Source organism: Acidovorax sp. M2(2025), from assembly GCF_049330835.1.
Taxonomy (GTDB): Bacteria; Pseudomonadota; Gammaproteobacteria; order Burkholderiales; family Burkholderiaceae_C; genus Acidovorax.
Genome location: NZ_CP186262.1, coordinates 3277760 through 3292427, shown reverse-complemented (window position 1 = coordinate 3292427; position 14668 = coordinate 3277760). Strand labels below are relative to the sequence as shown.

The following is a 14668-nucleotide window of genomic DNA, read 5'->3' as shown; positions in this document are numbered from 1 at the left end:
GATTTGATTCATAACCGTGAGGTTGTACGCCAAATGCCAGACAAACACCTTTCCTCGCAGTTCGACAGCGAACTCAACAGCGTATCTGCCCGCGTGATGGAGATGGGCGGCATGGTGGAGTCCCAGATCCGCCAGGCCGTGTACGCGCTCTCGCAGTTCAGCCTGGAGGCCGTGGACACCGTGGCCGCCATGGAAACCCGCATCAACGCGATGGAGGTCGAGATTGACCAGGAGCTGTCCTCCATCATCGCGCGCCGCCAGCCCACCGCGCGCGACCTGCGCCTGCTGCTGGCCTTCTCCAAGGCCACGGCCAACCTGGAGCGCATGGGCGACGAGGCCAACAAGATGGCCCGCATGGTGCGCTCCATCATTGAAGGCGGGGCGCCGCGCTCGCTGCCGTCCAGCGATCTGCGCACGGCAGCCGAGCTCGCCTCGGGCCAGCTGCGCAAGACGCTGGACGCGTTTGCGCGGCTGGATGTGAAGGCGGCCGTGGCCATCCTCAAGGAGGACGACCTCATCGACAAGGAGTTCGACGGCTTCGTGCGCAAGCTCATCACCTACATGATGGAAGACCCGCGCACCATCTCGCCCAGCCTGGACCTGCTGTTCCTGGCCAAGGCCATCGAGCGCATCGGAGACCACTCCAAGAACGTGGCCGAGCTGATCATCTATCTGGTCAAGGGCAAGGATGTGCGCCACACTGCCCTCGACGAGATCGAGTCGGCCGTGCTGTAAGAAGAAAGGGCTTTGGCACTGTTATGAGAAAGCTCCCACGCGTCCTCATCGTCGAGGACGAACCCGCGATTGCCGAGCTGATTGCCGTCAACCTGCGGCACAACGGCTTCCAGCCTTTCTGGTCGGAAGACGGCGATTCCGCCCAGCGCGAGCTCGATGCCGTGCTGCCCGATGTCATCCTGCTGGACTGGATGCTGCCCGGCCAGAGCGGCCTGTCGCTGGCGCGCAAGTGGCGCGCGGACGCCCGGACCAAGCCGATTCCCATCCTCATGCTCACGGCCCGCGGCGACGAGCCGGACAAGGTGGCCGGGCTGGATGCCGGTGCCGACGACTACATCACCAAGCCGTTCTCCACGCAGGAACTGCTGGCCCGCATCCGTGCGGTGCTGCGGCGCCGTGCGCCGGAGCAGGTGAGCGACAGCGTGACCATTGGCGAACTGGTGCTGGACGCGGGGACCTACCGCGTGAGCTTCCAGGGGCAGCCGCTCAAGGTGGGCCCCACCGAATTCAAGTTGCTGCACTTCCTGATGAAGCATGCCGAGCGCGTGCACAGCCGCTCGCAGCTGCTGGACAAGGTGTGGGGCGACCACGTCTTCATCGAGGAACGCACGGTGGACGTGCACGTCAAGCGCCTGCGCGAGGCGCTGGGCGCTGCATCGGTGATGGTGGAAACGGTGCGCGGAGCAGGCTACCGGCTCACGGCCCAGCCCCAGGTGCAATTGCAGGCCTGACCAAAGTCGATCGGGCACGGGGTATGGCGGGCGCACCGGTGGGCGCCCTTGGTTTTGGACCGGGAAGGCTTGGCTGAGCGCATGCTGTGGCGAATTACGTATTTCCTGCTGTGGCAGGTGGTGGGCGGGGGGCTGGGCTGGTGGAAGGGCGGGCCGTGGGGCGCTGCCCTGGGTGCGGCCCTGGCGGGCTGGGTCTGGTTTGTGTGGGACCTGCTGCGCGGCGCCCGGGTGCTGCGCTGGCTGCGCACGGGGGATCTGGCGGAGGTCCCCTCCGCGCGGGGCATGTGGGGCGAGGCCGCCGACCGCGCCCGGCGCCTGCTGCGCCGGCAGGAGGCCGAAATCCGCGACAGCCAAAGCCGCCTGCAGGAGATCCTGGCGGCGCTGCAGGCCACGCCCAACGGCGTGGTGCTGCTGGATGCCCAGGCCCGCATCGAATGGTGCAACCAGATGGCGGCCAGCCACTTCGGCTTTGATGCGCAGCGCGACATGATGCAGTCCATCGGGAACCTAGTGCGGGACCCGGAGTTCACCGCCTACCTGGCGGCGCAGGACTTCACCCACGACGTGGTGCTGGAAGGGCGCCTGAGCACGCCCTCGCGCCCGGTGCGCCTGTCGGTGCACCTGCATCCCTATGGAGACGGCCGCACCCTGCTGCTGTCGCGCGACGTCACCGCGCTGGAGCAGGCCGAGGCCATGCGGCGCGACTTCGTGGCCAACGTGTCCCACGAGATCCGCACGCCCCTCACGGTGCTGATGGGCTTTGTGGAAACGCTGCAGACCCTGCCCCTGAGCGCCGACGAGCGCTCGCGCTACCTGGGCATGATGGCCCAGCAGGCGCTGCGCATGCAAAGCGTGGTGCAAGACCTGCTGACCCTGTCGCGGCTGGAGGGCAGCCCGCCGCCCGGCATGGCCGAATGGACGCCGGTGTTCGCGCTGATGCACCGCTGCGAGGAGGACGGCCGCGCCTTGTCGGGATTGCTCACGCAGAACCAGCCCCGGCCGCACACGATGGTGTTTCCGTCCGCCGAGGCCCTGCGCGCCGAAGGCGAGATTGCCGGCGTGGCGGCCGAACTGCAGAGCGCCTTGTCCAACCTCATCAGCAACGCGGTGCGTTACACCCCGGCCGGGGGAACGATCACCGTAGGCTGGCAGCGCCTTGCCGATGGCCGGGCGGTGTTTTCGGTGCAGGACACCGGGCCCGGCATCGCCCCCGAGCACATCCCGCGGCTGACGGAGCGCTTTTACCGGGTGGACCGCAGCCGCTCGCGGGAAACCGGGGGCACCGGGCTGGGGCTGGCCATTGTCAAGCACGTGCTGCAGCGGCACGGGGCCACGCTGGGCATTGCCAGCACGCTGGGCAAGGGCTCGGTGTTTTCGGTCACCTTCCCGGCGAACCGCCTGCGCGGCTTTTCGCTGCCGGGCTGACGGCACGGCGCAGCAGCGCCAGGAACAGCGCGGCCGTCACCCCCAGTGCCGCGCCGCTGGCGGCCCAGAAGGCGGCGGGCGATGGGTTCGCCGCCCAGGGGCCCAACCCGTGGTACGCCAGCAGGTAGCCGCCCGCCAGGCCGACACCCCACAGCAGCACGCAGTACACCGCCAGCGGCGCCACCGTGATGCGGTAGCAGCGCAGCACGAACACGCACAGGGTCTGCAGCGCGTCGGCGGCGTGGTAGGCGGCCACCCATGCCAGCACGCCCCCGGCCGCGGCCGCCACCCCGGGCTGGTGCGAGTAGAGATGCGCCACGCCTTCCTTTGCTATAAATAATATAGCTGCCAGCGCGCATCCACAAAGCGCTGCAAGCCTAAAACCTGTCCAGACGGCATGGCGCGCCCGCGAGGGCTCGCCGGCGCCCAGCCAGTAGCTGGTGCGGGCGCTGGTGGCAATGGCCAGCGACAGGGGCACCATGTAGAGCACGGCGGCCACGTTGGCGGCGATCTGGTGGGCCGCCGCAGCCGTCGTGCCCTGGCGGGCAATGAACAGCGCCATCAGCGTGAAGGAGGTCACCTCCACCATGACGGCAAGCCCTGCCGGCACGCCCAGCCGGGCGAACGCGGCCAGCGTGGGGGCATGCGGCGGCTCCAAGCGGCGCCAGATCTGCAGGGGCTCGTACAGGTCCTGCGTGCGCAGCAGCCAGACGGCGACCGCAAGCATGCTGCAGTTGACCACCAGCGTGGCCCAGGCGCACCCCACGACGCCCTGGGCCGGCAGGCCGGCGCCCCCGAACGTGAACCAGACGGACAGGGGCAGCTTGATGAACAGCGACCCCACCTGCAGCCACGTCACCAGCTTGGGCCGCCCCAGCGCCTGGTTGAGCGTGCTGTACATGCGAAAGAGCAGGGCGGGCGGCAGGGCCAGCGCCAGCACGGCCAGATAGCGCTCCACGTCGCCGCGCAGGGCGGGCGGCACTTCGGTCCATCGCAACAGGGGGCCGGGCGAGAGCAGGAGGCACACGCCCGCCAGCGAGGCGGCGGCGCACAGGTAGAGCGCCTGCCGCAGGCTGCGGCCCAGGGCGGCGGTCTCGCGCGCGCCGCGCTGCTCCGCCCAGACGGGCAGCAGCGCCTGGAACACGCCGATGAGGGCCACATACACGCTGATGAAGATGGCGCTGCCCACCGACAGCGCCGCCAGCGATGCCTCGCCATGCCGGCCTGCGACGATCGTGTCCGCCACGCCGAACGCCATCACGGCCAGCTGGCCCGCCAGCACGGTGAGCGCGTGCCGGGCAATGATCGACCGCTCGGACATCAGCGCGCAGGTTCCGCGCGATGGAACACGAGCAGATGGTCGTTCTTGTCGGTGGGGCGGGCGATGGTGGCCTTCAGCTCCCACTGGGACGCCCGGAACGTGGGTTCCGACGCGGGCCACGCGGCCAGGTCGGCCACCAGCCACTGGCAGTCGTCCTGCAGGCCCGCCCTCTGCAGCGACAGGCCGCCGTGGTATTGCAGTGCGGCCACCTGGGCACGGCTCAGCCCCACGGTCTGCACGCAGCCCGGCGACGGGCCGAGCGCCGCCACCACGCTGCGCACCTGCGGCTGGTAGCTGCGGGCGTAGTCCAGCAGGGGCAGCCACAGGGTCATCAGCAGCAGCCACCCCAGTGCCGCGCCGCCGGCCGGCAGCACCAGGCTCTTCCAGATGGGGGCGCGGTTGCGCGCGGCGCGCCACCAGACCAGGGCGCACCAGCCCGCCGTGGCGGCCAGGGCCGCCAACAGCGCGACCAGCGAGAACTGCGGCACGAAGCCGGGAGCGAGCTTGGCCACATTGGCGGCGGGTTTTGCGGGCACTCCGGTCTGCATCGCAATCCAGATCACCCAGATGGCCAGCGCCGATACCGTGAAAAACAGCAGGGTGAACCAGTCAATCAGCGCACCCACGCTGCGGCGCAGCGTCGGCAGCGCGAACGCCGCCAGGGCTGCCATGGCAGGCAATCCGAGCAGCAGCGCCCGGTCCGCAGGCTGCGTGGTGGCCGTGGCGCCGATGGACACCGCAGAGAACCACAGCGGTAGCCACAGGTGCCGGTGCCCCCGGCGGCTGAAGATCTGCCGGCGCCAGCGCCACAGCGTCCACAGGGCCAGCGGCCAGGCAGGCCATCCGAACCACAGCAGCAGCCGCGCGAGGCTCTGCCACTCCTTGCCGCCCGATTCCACGCCCACGATGCGCCAGCGCCACAGGTCCAGGCCCCAGGCCAGCAAAGCCGCCGCCAGCGTGGCGGCCGCCAGGGCCAGCGCCCAGCGCAGGCGGCGGTCGGTGCCGCTGCCCGGGGCGTAGACGATCACGGCCATGCTGCCCACCCCCAGCAGCGCGGCCAGAGCGGGGGCTCCAGCCAACGTGAGGCCGGCCATGCCGGCGCCCAGCGCCACCCCGGGGGCCAGCGAGTGGTACGGCAGGGCGGCCACCGCAAAAAAGACCAGCGCCGTGCAACTGAGCTGCACCAGGTAGCTGGTGACCTCGTGCGAAAGCTGCGCAAGCCCCAGGCAGGCGATCAGGGCCAGCAGCGCGCCGTCGGCAATGGCGCGGGCGTAGTCACGGGGCGCCGCTTCTCCCCCGAAGGCGAAGGCCACCGGCTGGGCCCCGGGGCTGCGGGCCAGGTAGTACGCGGCGTACCAGGTGGCGGCAAGCGTCAGTACCAGCAGCGCGGCAAACGGAATGCGCACCGCCATCTCGGACGAAATCCACGCGGGTGCGGCCTGGATGGCCCAGGCACCCAACCAGTACGGCAGCAGGCCTTCGGTTTCAGGGGGCATGCCGCCAAGCAATGGGCTCAGCCAGGGCGTGCGGCCCTGGGCCAGTTCCAGCATGTAGCCAAATGCGGTGACGTCGGCGTTTTTCCACGGGTCGCGGCCCACGAAGCCGGGGACGACGTAGGCAATGCACAGCAGGATCAGCGCCCAGCGGGGCAGGGGGCTGACAGCGTCCTGGGAGACGATGGCGGGGGTGGGTAGATTCACGCGTCGGAAGGCGGCACAACGGAGCCACTGAGAATAAGGGCAAAACCAAACAAAAGGGCAGCCCGGTTGCCCGGGCTGCCCTTGTGGCGCGATCGCAGAAGGCGAATTACTTCGCTGCGGTCTTGCTGAAACGGTTGCGGAAGCGCTCCACGCGGCCACCCATGTTGTCCACGGACTTTTGCGTGCCAGTGTAGAAGGGGTGCGATTCGGAAGAGGTATCCAGCTTGAACAGCGGGTATTCCTTGCCTTCGAAGGTCTCGGTTTCCTTGGTGTTCACGCACGAACGGGTGACGAACTTGAAACCGTTGGACAGGTCCACGAACAGAACTTCGCGGTAGTTGGGGTGAATGCCTTCTTTCATGATCTTCCTTTGAGTCAACTGCGGGAGCCGCACCGGCCAGTCCGATGTACTTTCCGCAAGAAAAAGCCCGCCATTATCGCACAGCCTGCATTTGGGGCAAGTTCATTCGCAGCATTCGTTTGAAACTGGCACGGCCTAGGTTGGAACCGCCGCGCAAGGGCCTCCCCCGCCGCGCTGGCGGTGTTCCCCTTCCCGAATTGCGCAGCAATTCGAGAGAAGGGGGAAGGCGCGCAAGCGCCTCAGGGGGATGTCATCCTCCTCGCCGCATCATGTCGAAGAAGTCCACGTTCGTTTTGGTGGCCTTCATGTTCTTGATCATGAGCTCCATGGACTCGATCTCGTCCATGTTGTACATGAACTGGCGCAGGATGCGGGTCTTCTGCAGGATCTCGGGTGCCAGCAGCAGCTCTTCGCGGCGGGTGCCGCTCTTGTTGAGTTCGATGGCGGGGAACACGCGCTTTTCGTACAGGCGGCGGTTCAGGTGGATTTCGCAGTTGCCCGTGCCCTTGAATTCTTCAAAGATCACTTCGTCCATGCGGCTGCCGGTGTCCACCAGCGCGGTGGCGATGATGGTGAGCGAGCCGCCTTCTTCCACCTTGCGGGCCGCGCCGAAGAAGCGCTTGGGGCGCTGCAGCGCGGCGGCGTCCACACCGCCCGACAGCACCTTGCCGCTGGAGGGCACCACGTTGTTGTAGGCGCGGGCCAGGCGGGTGATGGAGTCCAGCAGGATCACCACGTCCTTCTTCAGCTCCACCAGGCGCTTGGCGCGCTCGATCACCATCTCGGCGACGTGCACGTGGCGCGCGGCGGGCTCGTCGAAAGTGGAGGCAATGATGTCGCCCTTCACCGTGCGCTGCATTTCGGTCACTTCTTCAGGGCGCTCGTCCACCAGCAGCACCATCAGGTGCACGTCCGGGTTGTTGGCCGTGATGGCGTGGGCAATGTGCTGCATCATCACCGTCTTGCCGCTCTTGGGCGGCGCCACGATCAGCGCGCGCTGGCCGCGGCCGATGGGGGCGATGATGTCGATGATGCGGCCGGTGATGTTCTCGTCGCCCTTGATGTCGCGCTCCAGCCGCATCTGCTCCTTGGGGAACAAAGGCGTCAGGTTCTCGAACATCACCTTGTGCTTGTTCTGCTCGGGCGGGCCGCCGTTGACCTTGTCCAGCTTGGTCAGGGCAAAGTAGCGCTCGCCGTCCTTGGGCGTGCGCACTTCGCCTTCGATCATGTCGCCCGTGTGCAGGTTGAAGCGCCGCACCTGGCTGGGGCTGATGTAGATGTCGTCCGTGCTGGCGGTAAAGCTGGTGTCGGGGCTGCGCAGAAAGCCGAAACCGTCGGGCAGGATTTCCAGCACACCGTCGGCAAACACCTGTTCACCCGCCTTCGCGCGCTTCTTGATGATGGCAAACATCAACTCCTGCTTGCGCATGCGGCCCGTGTTTTCGATTTCGAGTTCTTCGGCCTGCTTCAGGACTTCAGACACGTGCAGTGCCTTGAGTTCGTTTAAGTGCATGGAAAGACTCCTTGGCGGAGCGGGTATGAATCTTTGGGGGGGAGGGCTGATGCCGCGAGGGCTGCTGTTTGCAGGCCCGGCATGCCAGGGATCTTGGCCCGGCCGCCAATCGTGCGGGCCGGTGATCGGCGGGAATTATGACAGGAAAAAAATGCGGCGGGCTTGCAAAGCCGCTTTCGGTGGGTTGCCGCCTACCCCGCCACAGACCTGCGCGCGCGGGGGCAGGTGCGGGGTGCGGACGGCTGGGGGGGATCAGGCCAGTTGCTGATCGATGAAGGCGGTGAGCTGCGCCTTGCTCATGGCGCCCACCTTGGTGGCGGCCAGCTGGCCGTTCTTGAACAGCATCAGCGTGGGAATGCCGCGGATGCCGAACTTGGCCGGGATCTCGCGGTTCTCGTCCACGTTCATCTTGGCGATCTGCAACTTGCCCTGGTACGTGCCCGCCACTTCATCCAGGATGGGGGCAATCATCTTGCAGGGGCCGCACCATTCGGCCCAGTAGTCCACCAGCACCGCGGTGCCGGGTTGCAGCACGTCGGCTTCGAAGCTGGCGTCGGAGACATGTTTGATGAGTTCGCTGGCCATGGCGGGATTCCTTGTTTTTCAGCGGGTTGCGACCGGTGTACGTTTAAAGTGCAGGCATTGTGACAGAAACCAATCCCACGTTCACCGGTGTGGCCGGGCCGCGCGGTGCTATGACAGTCATAGCGAAAAGCGATCAGCACAGCGCGCCGTGCGCCGCCGTGTGGCAACGTGCCCTGGCGCAGGTGGCGGCCCACGCCGCGGCGCAGGGCACCCACCTTGCGCGCACCGTAGTGCTGGTGCCGTACGCCCAGCTCATGCCCTGGGCGCAACGCTTCTGGGCGCAGCAGTTTCCGCAGGGGTTTGCGCCGCGTTTTGAGACCACGCGCAACTGGGCTGCCCAGCTGCAAGGGTTTGAGCCCGCGGGCGATGACTTTGCCGGCGACGTGGCGCGCGACACCCTCACCGCGCGCGCCTTGCTCGAGCGCGTGGGGCAGGGGGCCCTGCGCGACGTCCTGGCCACGCCGCTGCAGGAGGCCGTGGCCCAGCTGGCCCCGGTGGTGGCGGCGGTGCCGCCCGATCGGCGCGCCGCCTGGGGCGACGAGGCCCGCGCCTTGCTGCCCGCCGCCGAAGCGGGCAGCGCGCTGCACTACGAAGCCCTGGTGGCGCGCCTGGCGCTGGAATGGGTGCTGGCCTCGCGCCATGCCACCGACGTGTTGTTCGAGCCCGGCGTGCGCGCCGCGGTGGATGCGCTGGTGGTGCTGGAGGGGTTCCAGTCCGATGCCCTCAATCGGGCCCTGGTGCAGCACTGGGGCGCCAGCGCCTGCTGCGTGGCGCTGTGGGAGGCGGAGTCTGCTGCGGCACCGGCACCGCTCCCCTCGCAAATGGCCCTGCATGCGGCGGCGGACGCCGAAGACGAAGCCCACCGCTCCGCCGCCTGCGTGCTGCGCCACATCGAGCAGGGCCGCATCCCCGTGGCGCTGGCCGCCACCGACCGGGCCCTGGTGCGCCGCGTGCTGGCCCACCTGGACAGCCAGGGCGTGCTGGTGCGCGACGAAAGCGGCTGGATTCTCTCCACCACCCGCTCGGCCGCGAGGCTGATGGCCGCGCTGGAGGCGGCTGCGTGGAACGCCTCCTCCAACGCCGTGCTCGACTGGCTCAAGCACACGCCCGCCTTGCCCCCGGCCGACACCAACCGCCTGGAGCAATGGCTGCGCAGGAACGTGGTGCCGCAGTGGAGCGCCGCTGCGGCGCGTGACTTCAGCGCCCAGCCTGTGCTGGCCCGCACGGTGGCCACGGTGGAAGGCTGGCGCGATGCCCTGCGCGCCGCACGGCCCCTGCCGCAGTGGCTGATGGCCTTGCGTTCCGTGCTGGAGCAGGCGGGCCAGTGGCAGGGCCTGCAGGCCGACCCGGCCGGCATGCGCGTGCTGGCCGCGCTGCGCCTGCAAGACGGCCAGCAGGCCGAGCTGGCGAGTTGGGGTGAGACCGCAGGCCGTCGCATGACCTTGGCCGAATTCACCCGCTGGGTGAAAGATGTGCTGGAGGCCGGGCGCTACGTGGCAGCGCAATCGGCCGAAGCGCCCGTGGTGGTGCTGCCCATGCCCCAGCTGCTGGGCCGCCCGTTTGCCGCTGCCGTGCTGCCGGGCAGCGATGAAAAGCGCCTGCAGCCCGCGCCCGAGCCCCCGGGCGACTGGTCCCAGGCCCAGCGCGAGGCCTGGGGCCTGCCCACGCGCCAGACGCTGGAAGCCGCGCAGCGCGCCGCCTGGGCCAACGCGTTGCGCACCCCCGTGGTGGACGTGCTGTGGCGCACCAGCGATGAGGGCGGGGAGCCGCTGCTGGCCAGCGCCCTGGTGCTGGCCCTGCAACTGCAAGGCGAAGCGGCCCAGGGCGCCGACGCCCGCCCGGCCCGCACGGTGCAGGCCGCCCCCACGCTGCGCCCCTTGCCCGTGGGCCAGGCGCTGCCCGTGCAGCAGCTCTCGTCCACCGCGTATTCGGACCTGCGCCACTGCCCCTACCGCTTCTTCGCCCAGCGCCAGCTGGGCCTGCGCGAGGCCGACGAGCTGGACGCCGAGGTGGACAAGCGCGACTTCGGCAACTGGCTGCACGCGGTGCTGCAGCGCTTTCACGAAGACCTGCGCGACCAACCCACCGACGACGCGGGTGAGCGCAGCGCCCGCATGGACGCCGCCGCCGAAGCCGTCACGCGCGAGCAGCGCCTGCAAGACGGCGACTTTCTGCCCTTTGCCGCAGGCTGGACGCAGCTGCGCGACGGCTACCTGCACTGGCTGGCCGGGCACGAACAGCAGGGCGCGATGTTCCGCCAGGCCGAGGTCAAGGCCCGCCAGCCGCTGGGCGGCCTGGAGCTGATCGGCACCATCGACCGCATCGACGGCGTGTCCAGCACCGGCGAGCCCACGGTGCTGGTGATCGACTACAAGACCGAAAGCGACAGCGTCACCCGCCAGCGCATCAAGAGCGGCGCGGAAGACACGCAGCTGCCCTTCTACGCTGCCCTGCTGCACCACGACACGCTGCGCGCCGCATACGTCAATGTCGGCGAGCGCGGCGAGACGCAACTGCACGAGCAGAGCGAGGTTGTGCACCTGCGCGATGTGCTGGTCGAAGGCATCCAGCACGACATGGCCCGCATCGCCGCCGGTGCGCCGCTGCCCGCGCTGGGCGAGGGCTCGGTGTGCGAGTTCTGCGCCGTGCGCGGCCTGTGCCGCAAAGACTACTGGGCAGATGCTGAACAGGTGCTGCCCGCGCCAGAGACGCCATGACCGAGAGCATTCCCCAGGCCACCCCACCCACCCAGGCCGCCTATGAACACAATGGCCGCACGGTCACGCGCGAGGCCTTCTACGCCATTGCCTGCGACCCCGCGCGCAGCGTGGCGGTGGAGGCCTGCGCGGGCGCGGGCAAGACCTGGATGCTGGTCTCGCGCATGCTGCGGGCGCTGCTCGACGGGTGCGCGCCGCACGAAATCCTGGCCATCACCTTCACCAAAAAGGCGGCGGGCGAAATGCGCCAGCGCCTGCAGGAGTGGCTGGAGCAGTTCAGCCACAAGCCGCTGGAAGATCTGACGGCAGAGCTGATTGCACGCGGAATCAGCCCCCAGGGCGCTCTGGAAAAGCGCGAGGCGCTACAAAATTTATACCGCCAGCTGCTGGAGGCCGGCCGCCCGGTGCAGATTCGCACCTTCCACAGCTGGTTTGCCGCGCTGCTGGGCACGGCCCCGCTGGCGCTGCTGCAGCAGCAAGGCCTGCCCGCGCACTTTGAGCTGCTGGAGGACGATGCCGAGGCCGTGCGCGAAGTCTGGCCGCCGTTCTTGCAGACCGTGGCCGAGAGCGCCGGCCTGCGCGCCGACTACGAAGCCGTGGTGGCCCGCCATGGCCGCTCGCAAACGCACAAGGCGCTGGCAGCGGCGCTGGCCAAGCGCGTGGAGTTTGACCTGGCTGACGCGGCGGGTGTGGTCGATGCGTCGGTGCCGCCGTTCCAGCAGGCGTACCCCGATCTCGCTGCCTTTGCCGAGCCTGCCGAGGCCTTGCAGACCGAGGCCGCCCTGCAGCGCTGGCGCAGCCGTGCCAGCGCCTTGGGCGCCGAGTCCAACAAGACCCCGCAAAAGGCCGCAGACGCCATCATCGACGCGCTGGCCTGCCCCGACCTGAACCAGCGCCTGGACAGGCTGCGCAAGGCGATGTTTGTGGCCAAGGAAGACCGCCTCTCCAAGAACCTGGAGAAGTTCCCCGCCGCGCAAGAGGCCGAGCCCGAGCTGCAGCGCCTGCTGGTGGCCCGCCGCCAGCACGAGGCCTGGCAGCACCAGCAGCGCATGGCCCGGCTGGCGCGCTGCCTGATCGCGCAGTTTGCCGCCGTCAAGCAGCAGCACGGCTGGGTGGACATGAACGACGTGGAGCGCACCGCGCTGGTCATGCTGGCCGACCCCGTCCTTTCCGGCTGGGTGCAAGAGCGGCTCGATGCGCGCATCCGCCACCTGCTGGTCGATGAGTTCCAGGACACCAACCCGCTGCAGTGGCAGGCGCTGCACGCGTGGCTGGCGGGCTATGCGGGATCGGGCGGCGGGGCTGCCGCGCCCAGCGTGTTCATCGTGGGCGACCCCAAGCAGAGCATCTACCGCTTTCGCCGGGCCGAGCCGCAAGTCTTTATCGCCGCGCAGGCCTTTGTGCGCGACGGGCTGGGCGGCGACCTTTTGAGCTGCGACCACACGCGCCGCAACGCGCAGGGCGTGATCGCCGCCGTCAACGCCGTCATGGGGCAGGCCCAGGCGCAGCACGAGACCACAGGCTTCCGTGACCACACCACTGAATCGAAACACACGGGCCAGTTGCTGCGCCTGCCCGCCATCACCGATGACGACGATGCGGGCGATGGAGGTAGCACCGCCCGCGACCCGCTGGCCTGGCGCGACAGCCTGACCGAACCCCGCCACGAAGCCGAAGAAACCCAGCGCATGCGCGAATGCACGCAGGCCGCCGCCTGGGTGGCCGCGCAGATCGCCAGCGGCACCCCGCCCAAAGAGGTGCTGGTGATGGCCCGCAAACGCGACCGCCTGGCCACCATGCAAGAGGCCCTGCGCGCCCTGCACCTGCCCTGCGTGCAGCCCGAAAAGTCGGACCTGTTCGACGCGCCTGAGGTGCAGGACATGGTGGCGCTGCTCGATGCGCTGGTCTCGCCCACGCACGACCTGTCGCTGGCGCGCGCGCTCAAGTCGCCGTTGTTTGGTTTGGGCGATGACGCCCTGGTGGCGCTGGCCGTGCTGCGCCGCCAGCCTGAGCATGCGGGCTGCAGCTGGTTTGATTTGCTATTGAAAAGTGAGCTGCTCGCGCCTGATTTACAAGCGCTGGGGCCTGTTTTGGTTCAATACCAGGGCTGGGTGCAGCGCCTGCCGCCGCACGATGCGCTGCACGCCATCTATGAGCAGGGCGACGTGCTGGCCCGCTTTGCCGCTGCCGCGCCCGTCACGCAGCGCCAGGCCGTGCAGGCCAACCTGCGCGCGCTGCTGGCCGCCGCGCTGCAACACGACGGGGGGCGCTACCTCACGCCCTATGCGTTTGTGCGCGCCATGAAGAAGGGCGGCGTGCGCGCCCCCGGCCGGGCCGATGCGCAGGCGATCCGCCTGCTGACGGTGCACGGTGCCAAGGGGCTGGAGGCGGACTGCGTGCTGCTGCTGGACACCGATACCCGCCCGCAGAAGGCCGAAACCATGGGCGTGCTGGTGGACTGGCCCGGCGAGCAGCCCGCGCCTTCGGCGTTCATCTTTCTGGCCAGCGAATCCAACCCGCCGCCCAGCGCCGAGGCCACGCTGGCCGCCGAGCAGCAGGCCCGCAGCCGCGAGGAGCTGAACATGCTCTACGTGGCCATGACGCGCGCCAAGCACTGCCTGGCGCTGTCGTCGGTGCAACCCGGCAACCCGGCCCCCGGCAGCTGGTGGAACCGGCTCGCCCCGCTGGTCACGGAGGTTGATCTGCAAGCCCAGGCCCCGGCAGAGCACGGCGCAGAAGCCGCCGCTCCCGCTGCGACCTTCACCATCCCCAGCCTGCCCGCGCTGCCCGAGGCGCTGCAAACCGCCCGCGTGCACACCGCCGCCGGGCTGGCGGGCGACGCGCCCGTGGCCATGCCGGGCGATGCGGAATCGACTCCGCTCTCGCGCCAGGGCGATGCCATGCACCAGCTGCTGGAACAAGCCGGTGTGGCCGGCGCCCCGCTGGCCGATGTGCGTGCCCATGGCTGGACCGCTGCGCGCCTGGCCCGCCTGGCCGCCGACCACGACATCACGCCCGCCGCCGCCGAGCAGGCGGCCCGGATGGCGCAGGCCATCCTGGCGGGCGAGGGCGCCTGGGCGTGGGACCCGGCGCTGGTCCAGACCGCGATCAACGAAGCCCCGCTTCACTACCAGGGCCAGAGCCTGCGCATCGACCGGCTGGTGCAGCGCCGCGCCGTGCAGACCGGGGATGCCTTGGCGGGCTGGTGGGTGCTGGACTACAAAAGCGCCACGCAGCCCCAGCGCCAGCAGGCCCTGGTGGCGCAGCTGCAGCGCTACCGCGAGGCAGTGGCGGCCCTGATGCCGGGCGAGGCGGTGCATGCCGCCTTCCTCACCGGCGACGGGCGCCTGGTGCCGGTGGACGGCGCGGTGCCGCCCGGGCTGGGGCATACTCCCGCCCCCGGCGCCCTGGCGCAGGGGGCGCAGCCGGCGTCGACCCGTGCCCGCTCGCCCGCACCGGCCTCCTCCGTGGCGGATGCCGCCCCGCCGCGGCAGGGCTCGCTGTTCTGAGCGGGCCACTCCCGTTTCGCCTCTCTCCGTCGCCCCTCATTTACAAGGTTCTCCCCGTGTCCTCAGCCCCC

Annotated in this window: 10 protein-coding genes; 5 read left to right on the top strand and 5 right to left on the bottom strand. The window is 69.4% G+C overall.

What is annotated here, in order from left to right; all coding sequences use genetic code 11:
* Window positions 1–33: 33 nt before the first annotated feature.
* From phoU to phoR, 3 genes are all read left to right on the top strand, one after another.
* Window positions 34–735 (top strand): phosphate signaling complex protein PhoU, encoded by a 702-nt coding sequence (gene phoU / locus ACOYR3_RS15270; protein WP_291485108.1) that lies wholly within the window; start codon window positions 34–36, stop codon window positions 733–735.
* A 23-nt stretch (window positions 736–758) separates the two neighbouring features.
* On the top strand, window positions 759–1466 hold the full coding sequence (phoB, locus tag ACOYR3_RS15265; RefSeq protein WP_291485110.1) for a phosphate regulon transcriptional regulator PhoB: 708 nt from the start codon (window positions 759–761) through the stop codon (window positions 1464–1466).
* Window positions 1467–1547: 81 nt separating this feature from the next.
* Window positions 1548–2891 (top strand): phosphate regulon sensor histidine kinase PhoR, encoded by a 1344-nt coding sequence (gene phoR, locus ACOYR3_RS15260; RefSeq protein ID WP_422843197.1) that lies wholly within the window; start codon window positions 1548–1550, stop codon window positions 2889–2891.
* Here phoR and ACOYR3_RS15255 read toward each other — a convergent pair.
* The 5 genes from ACOYR3_RS15255 to trxA form a co-directional block, all read right to left on the bottom strand.
* On the bottom strand, window positions 2845–4212 hold the full coding sequence (locus ACOYR3_RS15255; protein ID WP_422843196.1) for an MATE family efflux transporter: 1368 nt from the start codon (window positions 4210–4212) through the stop codon (window positions 2845–2847). The two genes, phoR and ACOYR3_RS15255, sit on opposite strands and share 47 nt — an antisense overlap.
* Window positions 4212–5912, bottom strand: a complete 1701-nt coding sequence (locus tag ACOYR3_RS15250) for a hypothetical protein (RefSeq protein WP_422843195.1) — start codon at window positions 5910–5912, stop codon at window positions 4212–4214. The genes ACOYR3_RS15255 and ACOYR3_RS15250 overlap by 1 nt, the downstream gene beginning before the upstream one ends.
* Before the next feature lie 106 nt (window positions 5913–6018).
* Entirely contained in the window at window positions 6019–6273 is a 255-nt protein-coding gene (locus tag ACOYR3_RS15245) for a type B 50S ribosomal protein L31 (protein WP_422843194.1), read from the bottom strand.
* A gap of 250 nt (window positions 6274–6523) precedes the next feature.
* Window positions 6524–7786: a transcription termination factor Rho gene (gene rho, locus ACOYR3_RS15240; RefSeq protein WP_291485121.1), complete on the bottom strand. Its 1263-nt coding sequence runs from the start codon at window positions 7784–7786 to the stop codon at window positions 6524–6526.
* A 252-nt stretch (window positions 7787–8038) separates the two neighbouring features.
* Window positions 8039–8371 (bottom strand): thioredoxin TrxA, encoded by a 333-nt coding sequence (trxA, locus tag ACOYR3_RS15235; protein ID WP_291485123.1) that lies wholly within the window; start codon window positions 8369–8371, stop codon window positions 8039–8041.
* Between the two features lie 110 nt (window positions 8372–8481).
* On the opposite strand from trxA, the gene ACOYR3_RS15230 reads away from it, so the two are divergent.
* Both ACOYR3_RS15230 and ACOYR3_RS15225 read left to right on the top strand, forming a co-directional pair.
* A complete protein-coding gene (locus ACOYR3_RS15230) occupies window positions 8482–11088 on the top strand; it encodes a PD-(D/E)XK nuclease family protein (protein ID WP_422843193.1) in 2607 nt (868 codons plus the stop codon).
* Entirely contained in the window at window positions 11085–14597 is a 3513-nt protein-coding gene (locus ACOYR3_RS15225; protein ID WP_422843192.1) for a UvrD-helicase domain-containing protein, read from the top strand. The genes ACOYR3_RS15230 and ACOYR3_RS15225 overlap by 4 nt, the downstream gene beginning before the upstream one ends.
* The last annotated feature ends 71 nt before the right edge of the window (window positions 14598–14668 follow it).